11 protein-coding genes are annotated in these 12,446 nt (G+C 58.9%); 6 read left to right on the top strand and 5 right to left on the bottom strand.

The window, feature by feature from the left end:
* Positions 1–57: 57 nt before the first annotated feature.
* The gene (gene queG, locus QN399_RS04070) at positions 58–1,137 is read left to right on the top strand and encodes a tRNA epoxyqueuosine(34) reductase QueG (protein ID WP_322277959.1); all 1,080 of its coding nucleotides are present in this window, start codon (positions 58–60) and stop codon (positions 1,135–1,137) included.
* 19 nt (positions 1,138–1,156) lie between these two features.
* On the opposite strand, the gene QN399_RS04065 is transcribed toward queG, so the two are convergent.
* Positions 1,157–1,768: a trimeric intracellular cation channel family protein gene (locus QN399_RS04065; protein WP_322277958.1), complete on the bottom strand. Its 612-nt coding sequence runs from the start codon at positions 1,766–1,768 to the stop codon at positions 1,157–1,159.
* 113 nt (positions 1,769–1,881) lie between these two features.
* Complete coding sequence (gene orn / locus QN399_RS04060; protein ID WP_322177568.1) at positions 1,882–2,436, bottom strand: oligoribonuclease; 555 nt, start codon at positions 2,434–2,436, stop codon at positions 1,882–1,884.
* A gap of 99 nt (positions 2,437–2,535) precedes the next feature.
* Here orn and rsgA point away from each other — a divergent pair, with 99 nt between their 5' ends.
* Entirely contained in the window at positions 2,536–3,567 is a 1,032-nt protein-coding gene (rsgA, locus tag QN399_RS04055) for a small ribosomal subunit biogenesis GTPase RsgA (protein WP_219062421.1), read from the top strand.
* Positions 3,568–3,629: 62 nt separating this feature from the next.
* Here the strand turns inward: rsgA and motB are convergent, their stop codons facing one another.
* Positions 3,630–4,652, bottom strand: coding sequence for a flagellar motor protein MotB (gene motB, locus QN399_RS04050; protein WP_330200592.1), 1,023 nt, complete (start codon positions 4,650–4,652; stop codon positions 3,630–3,632).
* Between the two features lie 3 nt (positions 4,653–4,655).
* Positions 4,656–5,507, bottom strand: coding sequence for a flagellar motor stator protein MotA (motA, locus tag QN399_RS04045; protein WP_322177565.1), 852 nt, complete (start codon positions 5,505–5,507; stop codon positions 4,656–4,658).
* Positions 5,508–5,714: 207 nt separating this feature from the next.
* Here motA and QN399_RS04040 point away from each other — a divergent pair, with 207 nt between their 5' ends.
* The 4 genes from QN399_RS04040 (at position 5,715) to QN399_RS04025 (ending at position 11,053) form a co-directional block, all read left to right on the top strand.
* On the top strand, positions 5,715–7,250 hold the full coding sequence (locus QN399_RS04040; RefSeq protein WP_330200591.1) for an HDOD domain-containing protein: 1,536 nt from the start codon (positions 5,715–5,717) through the stop codon (positions 7,248–7,250).
* A gap of 45 nt (positions 7,251–7,295) precedes the next feature.
* A complete protein-coding gene (gene rhdA, locus QN399_RS04035; protein ID WP_330200590.1) occupies positions 7,296–8,111 on the top strand; it encodes a thiosulfate sulfurtransferase in 816 nt (271 codons plus the stop codon).
* Positions 8,112–8,200: 89 nt separating this feature from the next.
* Positions 8,201–9,070 (top strand): archaetidylserine decarboxylase, encoded by an 870-nt coding sequence (asd, locus tag QN399_RS04030; protein ID WP_322182998.1) that lies wholly within the window; start codon positions 8,201–8,203, stop codon positions 9,068–9,070.
* A 180-nt stretch (positions 9,071–9,250) separates the two neighbouring features.
* Complete coding sequence (locus QN399_RS04025) at positions 9,251–11,053, top strand: molecular chaperone (RefSeq protein WP_322277955.1); 1,803 nt, start codon at positions 9,251–9,253, stop codon at positions 11,051–11,053.
* Between the two features lie 69 nt (positions 11,054–11,122).
* On the opposite strand, the gene serB is transcribed toward QN399_RS04025, so the two are convergent.
* Entirely contained in the window at positions 11,123–12,340 is a 1,218-nt protein-coding gene (gene serB, locus QN399_RS04020; RefSeq protein ID WP_322177562.1) for a phosphoserine phosphatase SerB, read from the bottom strand.
* Positions 12,341–12,446 lie beyond the last annotated feature (106 nt).

Genomic DNA, 12,446 nt, shown 5'->3' with positions numbered 1-12,446 from the left:
CATAGGCTCCGATGTCTGGCAGAATTATACGCACCTCCGCTCCGGTTTCCTCTTCACATGCCCGCTATTATTGCCAATCCGCCAATTACCGCCGACCTGGCCGCCCTGGCCCAATCGATCAAGACCTGGGGACGCGAGTTGGGCTTCCAGCAAGTCGGGATCGCCGGCCTGGATCTGGCTGAGCATGAACAGCACCTGCAACGCTGGCTCGATGCGGGTTACCACGGCGAGATGGACTATATGGCCGCCCACGGGAGCAAACGTTCGCACCCGGAAGAGCTGGTGCCGGGGACGCTGCGCGTGGTGTCGCTACGCATGGACTATCTGCCGGGCGACACTGAAATGGCGCAACGTCTGGCCCAGCCGGAAAAAGCCTACGTCTCGCGCTACGCCCTGGGCCGCGACTATCACAAGCTGATCCGCAAACGCGTCCAGCAACTGGCCGAACGCATCCAGCACGCCATCGGTCCGTTTGGTTATCGGGCGTTCGTCGACAGTGCACCGGTACTGGAAAAAGCCATCGCCGAACAAGCCGGGCTGGGCTGGATCGGCAAAAACACCCTGATACTCAATCGCAAGGCCGGCAGCTATTTTTTCCTCAGTGAGTTGTTCGTCGACCTGCCGCTGCCCGTCGACCCGCCGCACACCAGCGAACATTGCGGGCGCTGCACGGCCTGCCTGGATATATGCCCTACTGCAGCGTTCGTCGGCCCTTACGTGCTGGACGCCCGACGCTGCATTTCCTACCTGACCATCGAGCTCAAGACGGCGATCCCTGAAGAGCTGCGCCCGCTGATTGGGAATCGTGTGTTCGGTTGCGATGACTGCCAGATCGTCTGCCCCTGGAACCGCTTCGCCCGCCCCACCAGCCAGGGTGATTTTCAGCCACGGCATAATCTGGACAATGCGGGGCTGGCCGAGTTGTTCCTGTGGGATGAAACGACCTTCCTCAGCAACACCGAAGGCTCGCCCCTGCGCCGCGCCGGTTATGAGCGCTGGTTGCGCAATCTGGCGGTTGGGCTGGGCAATGCACCATCGACCATTCCCGTGCTGGAAGCGCTGGAAGCTCGACGCGACTACCCGTCGGAGCTGGTGCGTGAGCATGTGGAGTGGGCATTGAGGCAACATGGGCGATGAAACGGTGCAGGTCCGGATTTTACGGCTCGTCGCTGTAAACGAACTTGGGCATTTCCCAACGAAAACGGATCGCCAGCAGCCGCAACAAAAAACCGCCAAACAAGGTGATCAGAATTGCCTGCTCATTGGGTAACCCCAGATATTGGCAGATCAGATAGCACCAGGCCGCCACGAATGACACGCTGGCGTAAAGCTCGCGACGGAAAATCAACGGGATGTCGTTGCAGAAGATATCTCGCAAGATGCCGCCAAATACCCCGGTAATCACCCCGCAGACTGACGCGACCAGCATGCCATGCCCGGTCTCCAGCGCTGTCATGCAGCCGATCAGCGTGAACGCCACCAACCCCACCGCATCCAGTACCAGAAACAACGAACGCAAATGGCGCATCAACGGCGCAATGAAGACGGTCACCAACGCCGCGACGCTGGTCAGAACCAGGTATTCAGGGTGTTTGACCCAGGTCAGAGGATAATGACCCAGCAACACGTCACGGACCGAACCGCCACCCAGTGCAGTGACGCAAGCAATCAGCACCACGCCAAACCAGTCCATCCCTCGCCGTCCGGCTGACAGCGCCCCCGTCATGGCCTCCGCAGTGATGGCGATTAGATAAAGCATCAGCAACATGGCGGAGTCCCCGCGATAAAGCCGCGCAGTCTAACCAGTCAGACGAGGCACCAAAAGAGGGCGCGGCGAAATTTATCGCCACGTCTCAGCTTTCACATAACGTTGCTGACCTGTTACACCTTAATGAAGTGCTCACGGTAGTGACGCAATTCGCCGATCGATTCGCGAATATCGTCCATCGCCAGATGGGAGCCGCCCTTCTCGAACTTCTTCAAGTTTGGCGCCCAGCGGGCTGCCAGCTCTTTAAGCGTGGAAACATCGAGGTTGCGGTAATGAAAGTAGTGCTCCAGCGTTGGCATGTGCCGATACAGAAAGCGACGATCCTGACAAATGCTGTTACCGCAGATCGGCGAGCTGCGTTCCGGCACCCATTGCTGGATAAAGGCCAGGGTCTGCGCTTCGGCTTCAGCGGTACTGATGCGGCTGTCACGGACCCGTTGAGTCAAGCCAGAGCCACCGTGTTGACGGGTGTTCCACTCATCCATGCGGGCCAGCGTCTCGTCACTTTGATGCACGGCAATCACCGGCCCTTCAGCCAGCGTGTTCAGTTCGCTGTCGGTGATGATGGTCGCCATCTCGATAATGACGTCGGTGTCCGGGTCCAGACCGGTCATCTCCAGGTCGATCCAAATCAGGTTCTGCTTACTAAATTTTTCTTGCGTGGGCATGTCGCGACTCCTCAACTTAGGCGCGCAGTTTAGCCTAGCGGGACATGCTAGACTTGCGGCGTTTTACCTAATCAGCTGCTTTATCGACTCGGAACACCCATGGCCAAACGCCAACTCAATCGTCGCCAAAACTGGCGCATCGAAAAGATTCAGGGCGAGCGCGCCTCCCGCGCCGCCAAACGTGAATCGCAGACCCTTGAAACACTTGAGGGCGGCGATCTCGGCCCTGAGCAAATAGGGCTTGTGATCGCTCACTTTGGTGTGCAGGTCGAAGTAGAGGCACAGGAAGGCGAGCAAACCGGTCAAGTGTTCCGTTGCCACTTGCGCGCCAACCTGCCGGCGCTGGTCACCGGCGACCGGGTTGTCTGGCGTGCCGGCAATCAGGGTATCGGCGTCATCGTCGCGCAACTGCCCCGCACAACCGAGCTTTGCCGCCCGGACAGCCGTGGTCAGCTCAAGCCGGTTGCCGCCAACGTCGATCTAATCGTGATCGTCTTCGCGCCGATGCCGGAGCCGCACGCCAACCTGATCGACCGTTATCTGGTTGCCGCCGAACACGCGGGGATTCGTCCTCTGCTGCTGTTGAACAAGGCTGACCTGATCGACGACCAAAACGCTCCAGCGCTCAATGCGTTGCTGGCAGTTTATCGGCAGTTGGGCTACCCACTACTGGAAGTGTCCGCCCATCAAGGCGACGGCATGCAGCAGCTGCAAACCCAGCTGGACGGGCATATCAGCGTGTTTGTCGGTCAGTCCGGTGTCGGTAAATCGTCGCTGGTCAACAGCTTGCTCCCGGAAGTCGAAGCCCGTGTCGGCCCGCTTTCCGAACTGTCGGGTCAGGGCACTCACACCACGACCACCGCGCGCCTGTTCCACTTTCCACGCGGCGGCGACTTGATCGACTCCCCGGGAATTCGCGAGTTCGGCCTGGGCCATGTCAGCCGCGCCGATGTCGAAGCTGGCTTCATCGAATTCAATGATTTGATCGGAACCTGCCGTTTCCGCGACTGCAAACATGATCGCGAACCGGGCTGTGCCCTGCTCAAGGCCCTTGAAGAAGGCCGCGTTCAGCAACAACGGATGAACAGCTACCGCTCGATCATCGCCAGCCTGCCTGAAAACAGTTACTAAGCTTTCCTGCACGCAGTAAAAAGCCGCGATCATCGCGGCTTTTTTGCACCTGTTGACCCACCCTACTTCTTGGTCTCATCCATCTTCAACACGCCATCTTCAAAGATGTTGAGCTTGTCTCGCAGTTCATGGGGCTGCAGGGGTGCTTGCGGGGCCGGATCTACTGAAGTACCAGGGGTGACAGCCGGAGCAGCGGCACCGGGTGCTGGCGTCCCGGACTCAGGCGTTTGCGGTGCTGACTGGGTACCCTCGATACGCTGTTGGGCTTTCTTGGTCAGCACAATGATGTCGATACGACGGTTCACCGGGTTCTGCGGGTTTTCATGATCGTATAAGGATGACGACGCGTACCCGACGACGCGCGCCACTTGCGATTCAGGATAACCACCCGCGACCAACGCCCGACGCGCAGCGTTGGCTCGGTTCGACGACAACTCCCAGTTGCCGAACTCTTTGGTCCCGGCATAAGGCGTAGCGTCCGTATGACCGCTGATGCTGATTTTGTTCGGCACAGTTCGGATAGTGTCTGCCATGGCCAGCAGGATATCTTCGAAATACGGCTTCAAACGAGCGCTGCCAATGTCGAACATCGGCCGATTTGCAGCGTCCATGATCTGTATGCGCAAACCGTCCTGGGTGATTTCGAACAATATCTGGTCCTTGAACTTCTTCAGTTCCGGATTTTCCTCGACCTTGTTCTGCAGCTCTTGCAGCAGCATATCCAGACGCTCCTGCTCGACTTGCTCTGCAACGGCGTCGACCTTTTCGCTCTCGATCTTGATTTTGTCTTGCTGCGGCACGGTCTCGACTTCGGGATTCAAGGTTTTGTCGGGCGCAAGCGTTGGCGACCCCCCCAGGTCAATGATGAACGGCGTGCCGCTTTCACTGAAACCGATCGGATCCTTGAAGTACCCGGAAATGGCAAGTTTCTGTTCCGGAGTGGCCGAGGACATCAGCCACAACACCAGAAAGAACGCCATCATCGCCGTCGCAAAGTCGGCAAAAGCGATTTTCCAGGCGCCGCCGTGGTGCCCGGCGGCATAGCGCTTGATGCGCTTGACGATTATCGGCTGATTATTTTCCATGACTCAGCGACCGCGAACCGCTTGCTCCAGCTCACTGAAGCTGGGGCGATGCGCTGGATACAGAACCTTGCGACCGAACTCCACAGCCAGTGATGGCGGCATGCCCGAGGCCGAGGCAACCAGCGACGCCTTGATGGCTTCAAAAACGTTCAGCTCTTCCTTGGCGTCATGGGCCAGAGACGTGGCCAACGGGCCGAAGAAACCGTACGCAGCGAGAATACCGAAGAAGGTACCCACCAGTGCGGCACCCACGTGCATGCCGATCGCAGCCTGGTCACCCTCACCCAGCGAAGCCATGGTCACCACGATGCCAAGCACCGCCGCGACGATACCGAAACCGGGCATCGCATCGGCAATCCCGGTGACCGCGTGGGAAGGATGGTCCAGCTCTTCCTTCATGCTTTGTAATTCCATGTCGAACAAGCCTTCAAGCTCGTGCGGCGCCATGTTCCCTGACGACATGATCCGCAGGTAATCGCAGATATAAGCGATCATGCGCTCGTCTTTGAGCACGCCGGGGTACTTGGCGAAAATCGGGCTGGCCGCGGCATCTTCGATATCACCTTCAATCGCCATCATGCCTTCGCGGCGGCTTTTGTTGAGAATCTCGTAGATCAGGCTGAGAACTTCCAGATAAAACGCATGATTGAAGCGCGTGCTGAACATCTTCAGCGACTTCTTGATCACGAGGAGGGTCGTGTAACCAGGGTTGGCCTGGAGGAACGCACCCAATGCCGCGCCACCGATAATCATGACCTCGAAAGGCTGGATCAGCGCGGCAATCTTGCCGTGAGAAAGGACGTATCCGCCGAGCACACTAGCGAAAACGACAATGATGCCGATAATTTTAGCCATAGATAGAAAGTTCTTACTGAGTCGGGTTCGAGGTCATGAGCGGAAGTTCTTGAAACTCTTCTTCTACTTATCGGCATAAGTGCGCCAGACTATAGTCAGTTAAGGCGAAAAGCCAGTTCGGCCCGCATAGCGGGGAGTCTGGCGTCGATCGGTCCTTGAACCCGGCATACGACATTATCCTGACCTCTTAGCCGTACAGGCCCCTGCATGCCCCCAGAAACCTCAGCACAGCTTCCCGTCCCACGCAGCCTCGACGCTTGGCTCAAGCAACTGGAGAGCATCCGCTTGCCTGTGCCAATCGCCAGCCACGAACGCGTGCTCGGTGCACTGGCTGATAGCCGCCGCTCGTTGCGCGAGATTGCCGAGCTGATGCAGGAAAGTCCGTCGCTGGTGCTCAGCGTATTGCGTGAAGCCAATCATCACAGTACGGGCTTGTCGGAACCGGCGGAAAGTCTTGAAGTCGCCATCAACCGCCTGGGCTTGAAACGTACCGAAGAATTGCTCCAGCGCCTGCCCGCGCGGGCCCCGCAGGACATACCACCAGCCCTGCGCCAGTTACAGCTGATCAGCCAGCACGCAACGCAGCAGGCCAACGGGCTGTTCGCCAGTCGCCTGGCTCGGCTCTGGCAGGATATTCACTGGGGCAGTTTGCTGTTCTTGTCGCCGCTGTGGCCAATGGCGGTCGCCCATCCCACACTGCTTGAGGAATGGGAGCTGAGGGTGATTCACAAGGGCGAGTCGGCGCTGATCGTTGAAACCCAATTGTTCGGCGTCAGCCTGCTCAAACTGTGCCTGACAGTGGCTGAAGCCTGGCGCCTGCCCATGTGGGTCACGCAGGGTTATCGGCTGCTGATCAGTGAACGCCGATTGCTGGTCAAAGCGATACGTATTTCCCGCGACCATCTCCACCCGTTACGCCAGCGGCAACTGCTGGACGAGGACCCTGCCCTGCAACGCTGGCTCAACCATCCGGCCAATACCATCCTGCTGGCCAACGGCATCGCGCTGTCGGCGCAACAGGCCTGGGATACCCCGCACAGCCTGCGCTGGCAGTTGCTCACCAGCCTGTACCTGCAACAACCCCTGAGTGAAGTGCAACAGCAACTGCACCAACAGGCGGTGCAAAGCGCTCGCCAACATTGGGCGCGCGGGCTTTGGCACCCTGCAGAAGCGTTGATCTGGCCGTGGGAAACACGGCGGATGCACCGTGGCCTGCTGCCTGCGCCGCCACCGTCGGCCGAGGCACTGCTGGCCTGGCGCAAATGCTGCACCGAGCTGTTGGTCGAGCCCAGCGGCTTCAACAACGCAATGCACCTGACTACTTCCGCCCGCGATGCGTTAGTGGCCTGCGGCATGCAGCGCGTCATGCTATTGATGACGGACCGCAACATGACCACCCTGCGCGTTCATCAAATTGCAGGGCTGGACAAAAGCGCGGCCAACCTCACGCTGCAAATCAGTGAAAGCACCGTCTTGCAACGCTTGCTCGCGCAACCGACCCAATTGCGCTTGAATCCAGCCAACAACGCGCAGTTTTCGGCGCTGTTGCCCGGACAGCTGAAAGGGCTGTTTACCGGCGAGCATCTGTTGCTACGCTCACTCAGCAGCAACGGTAAGGTGGTCATGCTGGTGTTTGCCGATCAAGGCGGCGGACCACTCTCGGAAATCAGCGTGCAGGCCTTTGGTAAAACCGCGCAATGTATCGAGCGCGCCTTAAGCAGCTTTAGCGCCCGCAAAGCCTGACGCGTAAGCTACAATTTGCCTCTTTTTTCTGATCTGGAGAACTAAATGCCGGACTTCTCTAGCTTGCCGCTGGTCATCGAGCCCAGCGACCTGCTGGCCCGCCTTGACGCGCCAGAACTGATTCTTGTCGATCTGACCAGTAGCGCGAGCTACAGCGCCGGACACATTCCCGGCGCACGCTTCGTCGATCCGAAACGCACACAAATGGGCCACCCACCCGCGCCGGGCCTTTTGCCGTCGCAGGCCCAGCTTGAAGTCCTGTTCGGTGAGCTGGGGCATAATCCTAAAGCGGTTTACGTGGTCTATGACGACGAAGGCGGCGGCTGGGCCGGACGCTTTATCTGGTTGCTGGACGTGATTGGTCACTCACGCTATCACTACCTCGACGGCGGCCTGCATGCCTGGCGAGCTGAAGCGCGGCCACTCTCGAGCGAGGTTCCGCCGAACGTCGGAGGCCCCGTGCCATTGACCCTGCACGGCGAGCCGACCGCGACCCGCGAATACCTGCAATGTCGTCTGGGCGCTGCTGATCTGGCAATTTGGGACGCACGCGGACCGACTGAATACTCAGGCGAAAAAGTCCTCGCAGCCAAGGGTGGGCACATCCCCGGGGCGGTCAATTTCGAATGGACCGCTGGCATGGACCCGGCACGCAATTTACGCATCCGCAAGGACATGCCGCAGATTCTTGAAAGCCTGGGCATCACGAAGGACAAGGAAGTGATCACCCATTGCCAGACCCACCATCGCTCCGGCTTCACCTATCTGGTGGCCAAGGCGCTGGGTTATCCGCGCGTCAAAGGTTACGCCGGCTCGTGGGGCGAATGGGGTAACCACCCAGATACGCCTGTCGAAAAATGAGGCGATCCATCAGCCCGGGTCACCGCTGACCAGGGCCCGTATTGCAACCTCTTTTAACTGCAACTTTTTATAGATGCTTCGCTTTAGGAATTTTGATGAAACAGCGTTTGTTTATCCTCAGCCAGTACCTGATGCCACACCATTTGTTGTCTCGTCTGGCGGGCTGCGTTGCCGAGTGCAAGGTGCGCTGGTTCAAAAATGCCTTCACCGCCTGGTTCGCCCGGCGCTATCAGGTGGACATGACGCAAGCCTTGGTCGAAGACCTGACCGCTTATGAGCATTTCAACGCTTTCTTCACCCGCGCCCTGAAGCCTGGCGCACGACCGCTGGATGAAACGCCTGGCGCGATCCTCAGCCCTGCCGACGGCGCAGTCAGCCAATTGGGCCCAATCGATCATGGTCGAATTTTCCAGGCCAAGGGTCACAGCTTCAGCGTGCTGGAACTGCTGGGCGGTGATGCAAACCTGTCCGCACCGTTCATGGGTGGTGAATTCGCGACGATCTACTTGTCGCCAAAAGACTACCATCGGGTCCACATGCCGCTGGCCGGGACTTTGCGTGAAATGGTCTACGTGCCAGGACGCATTTTCTCGGTCAACCAGACCACAGCCGAAAACGTCCCTGAGCTGTTCGCCCGTAACGAACGCGTAGTTTGCCTGTTCGATACTGAGCGTGGCCCAATGGCCGTGGTGTTAGTGGGCGCGATGATCGTCGCCTCGATTGAAACAGTCTGGGCCGGTTTGGTTACACCGCCCAAACGCGAGCTGAAAACCGTACGCTATGACGAAGCTGCTCGCGCGCCGATTCATCTGGAGAAAGGCGCTGAGCTTGGACGCTTCAAACTGGGCTCCACCGCCATCGTGCTGTTCGGGCCAAATCAAGTAAAGTGGGCCGAACAGCTTGCCGCAGGCACTCCGGTGCAGATGGGGCAAGCCATAGGCCTGGCTGCCCAGGCGTGACGTCAAGTCACGCCGCTCAATACCCTCAATCCGATAGACTGACGGGCGAGTATTGCCGCCCGTCGGCGGCACTCGATCATCAAAGGCTGCGACTGCACGCCTATGCTGCTAAAGTCGAATCTGGCAATGTTCAGATGAGCAGCCGCTCGAGCCATTGTGCTGTTGGAGTTTGTCGGGCAAATGAGTAATTCAAGTCTGGAGTTGTTGCTGCGTGTACCCACGCCAACGCAGTCGAGCCTGTCGTTCTGCGATGCCACTCCGCGCGACCTGAAACGCTGGATCTCAAGCCTGCCCAAAGCCAATCTCGGTGAAACCGCCCGCCTGCTCTACCAAAGTATGGGCGAGCTCAGCCAGTTACTGACGCCCAGCGACAACCGCCTGCAATTGCTCGAACTCCTGCGCCCCGAGGTTTATTACGTCTGCAAGAACCTTGAGCGGCACTTCCTCAGTCAGGCGATTGTGCTCGACGAACGCCCGCGTAAAGTTGCGAACCTCTGCCAGGCCCTGCAAAACCACTTGGCCATTGGCTACAAACAGATCATCGCGCGCGTCTCGCCGAACCTGACTAAAGATAGAGCTTCGCTGCTGACCACCGCCATGCAGCGCGCTATGCACTGCCTCAATGGCTCTTTGATTCGCGCCAGTCAACTGTATTGCCCCGTACCAGAGGGCCTGTGGCTTGAGCTGCATCAGATTTATCTGATTGCGCGTCAGCATCAGTTAAATAACATCGCCGTGCCCGACAGCCTGGCGAGCCATACCCAGACGCTGAGCATCGAGCAAACGTATGGGGTGGCTTTGCTCTTGGGTTGTTCGCGCTGTAACCAGATGCGTCAGCTCAATATCGGCCGCTTGGCCGAAGTCCTCGGGTCCTGGAGTGCATTGATCAAGCTGCAATCGCCAGCGGAAGACTCCAGCCTGTTCGCTGTAGCACAGACCGTCGATGCGCCACCGCGTTACAAGTCACTGTTCCTTGATGAGCAACTGCCCGGTCTGCTGGGCATCAATCCACTGCCACTGGCGGCAGCCATCAAGGACTACCTGGACTTGCCCGAGGAGAAACGCGGGCAATCGCCGCTGCTAGTACCCCACGGCTTCACTCTGGATCTGTTGCAACACCTGGCGGCGGCCTGGGGCGACGTCTCCGAACGGACGTTTCAGCGCACGGCCGGCCAAGGCACCCTGACCTTGTGCCTTGGGATGAACGCCCTGCACTATTACCTGGGCGGACAGAAGTCGTTCAGCGAGATGCTCAAACTGCCCGCCGTCAGTCAGACTGCACAGTTCACGACGCAGTTCGCCAAAATCGCCTCCACCGATGCGTGGGCCACCACCTTCGACAGTGAGCGTGACGGCACATCGGACAGCATGCTGCCGTACGAGGAGATTCAGTATCAGCAGGCCGAAGTGGACGGTGGCGACCCGGTGTCCAACGCCCAGCAGACGTTCCCGACCCACGCCCTGAACGTTATCAACCACAGTCCGGGCGGCTACTGCCTGGCGTGGCCCAAAGACGTTCCGCCTCAGTTACAGGCAGGGGAAATGGTCGGCATTCAAGACGGTGCCGGTCAGGGCTGGAGTATCGCGGTCGTGCGCTGGATTCGTCAGGTTCGCGGTGGCGGCACGCAAATGGGTATTGAACTGGTTGCACCCTATGCTCAGCCATGCGGCCTGCAACTGGTACGCGTCAGCGAGCCAAGCAGCCAATACCTGCGGGCACTGCTGCTGCCTGAAGTGCGCGCAATCGACCAGCCAGCGACGTTATTGGCGCCGCGCCTGCCCTTTCAGGAAGGCAACAAGGTAAGGATCAACACCAACGGCGAAGAGCGTCGGGCCGGCCTGGGCAAGCGTCGTACCGGCACCGGCAGCTTCAATCAGTTCGAATACCAGACGATTGAGGCACCACGCAAGAAAGGCATCGCCGGCGGCGCCGAAGATGCGACGTCCGGACAAGAGTTCGACTCGTTGTGGACGTCTTTGTAACAGGCGGCGCACCTGGTAGCACTTGGTAGGCAAGCCTGCTCCCCCAGTCAGACTGAGGGAGCAAAAACCTTATAAGCCCCGCCCATCCCGATCACGAAAACCGAGCAGGTATAGAATCCCGTCCAGCCCCAGCGTCGAGATCGCCTGTTTGGCCGACTGTTTGACCAGCGGTTTGGCTCGGAAAGCGACGCCAAGACCGGCAATCGCTAACATCGGCAAATCATTGGCCCCGTCACCGACGGCAATCGTCTGCTCAAGGCTCAGGCCTTCTTTGTGCGCCAACTCACGCAGCAGGTCGGCTTTGCGTCGAGCATCGACGATCGGCTCGATGGCCACGCCGGTAACCTTGCCATCGACCACTTCCAATTCATTGGCGAACACGTAGTCGATGCCCAACTTGGCTTGCAGCTGTTTGGCGAAATAAGTGAAACCACCCGACAGAATCGCAGTCTTGTAGCCCAATCTCTTGAGCTCGGCGAACAGGGTTTCGGCGCCCTCGGTCAGACGCAACGAAGCCCCTATTTCATCCAGCACACTGACGTCCAGGCCTTTAAGCAGCGCCAGTCGCTCTTTGAAACTGGCGCGAAAATCCAGTTCGCCACGCATGGCCCGCTCAGTAATTTCCGACACCCGCTCGCCGACACCGGCCGCCTTGGCCAGCTCGTCGATAACTTCAGCCTCGATCAGCGTCGAGTCCATGTCAAATACCGCCAGACGGCGGTTGCGCCGAAACAGCGAGTCCTGCTGGAACGCGATATCAACATTGAGTTCTTGCGCCACGCTGAGGAACTCGGCCTGCATCGCACCTGGATCGGCCGGCTCGCCGCGCACGGAAAACTCGATGCAACCCTTGCCTTTATCGGCTGGCGTATCGAGCGGCATGCGTCCCGACAGGCGATCAATCTGATCGATGTTCAGGCCATACTTGGCGGTAATGGAACTGACACGCTGCAATTGCTCGGCCGTGACCTTACGGGTGAGCAACGTCACGATATGCCGCGCCTTGCCCTGCCCGTTGACCCAGTGCGCGTAGTCCTCTTCGGAAACTGCCGTGAAGCGCACCTGCTGATCAAGCTTGTAAGCCGTGAACAGGATGTCTTTAAGCACCGAGGAGCCTTGTTCGGTTCCCGGAATCTCAACCAGGATGCCGAACGACAACGTGTCGTGGATCACCGCCTGACCAATATCGAGAATATTCACCCCACCCTGGGCAAGCACCCCGGTAATGGCCGCAGTGAGACCCGGACGGTCTTCACCAGTGATGTTTATCAGGACGATTTCGCGCAAGGCGCACCCCCGCAGTGGAAAAAAACCGCATTCTAACCACTTTCAGTGACCATCGGGCACAGCGAGCGCTTTGCCGCTCAAGGGTCGGTCGCTATACTGCCCGGCA

Source organism: Pseudomonas sp. 10C3, from assembly GCF_036346185.1.
GTDB lineage: Bacteria > Pseudomonadota > Gammaproteobacteria > Pseudomonadales > Pseudomonadaceae > Aquipseudomonas.
Note: the sequence above shows the minus strand (reverse complement) of the source record. Positions and strands in the feature narration are given on the sequence as shown.

What these genes read in the sequence shown, in the direction of transcription:
- motA (WP_322177565.1), bottom strand. Translation starts at nt 5,507, where the DNA reads ATGGCTAAAATTATCGGCATCATTGTCGTTTTCGCTAGTGTGCTCGGC.
- motB (WP_330200592.1), bottom strand. Translation starts at nt 4,652, where the DNA reads ATGGAAAATAATCAGCCGATAATCGTCAAGCGCATCAAGCGCTATGCC.
- rsgA (WP_219062421.1), top strand. Translation starts at nt 2,536, where the DNA reads ATGGCCAAACGCCAACTCAATCGTCGCCAAAACTGGCGCATCGAAAAG.
- QN399_RS04040 (WP_330200591.1), top strand. Translation starts at nt 5,715, where the DNA reads ATGCCCCCAGAAACCTCAGCACAGCTTCCCGTCCCACGCAGCCTCGAC.
- queG (WP_322277959.1), top strand. Translation starts at nt 58, where the DNA reads ATGCCCGCTATTATTGCCAATCCGCCAATTACCGCCGACCTGGCCGCC.
- rhdA (WP_330200590.1), top strand. Translation starts at nt 7,296, where the DNA reads ATGCCGGACTTCTCTAGCTTGCCGCTGGTCATCGAGCCCAGCGACCTG.
- QN399_RS04065 (WP_322277958.1), bottom strand. Translation starts at nt 1,768, where the DNA reads ATGTTGCTGATGCTTTATCTAATCGCCATCACTGCGGAGGCCATGACG.
- QN399_RS04025 (WP_322277955.1), top strand. Translation starts at nt 9,251, where the DNA reads ATGAGTAATTCAAGTCTGGAGTTGTTGCTGCGTGTACCCACGCCAACG.
- orn (WP_322177568.1), bottom strand. Translation starts at nt 2,436, where the DNA reads ATGCCCACGCAAGAAAAATTTAGTAAGCAGAACCTGATTTGGATCGAC.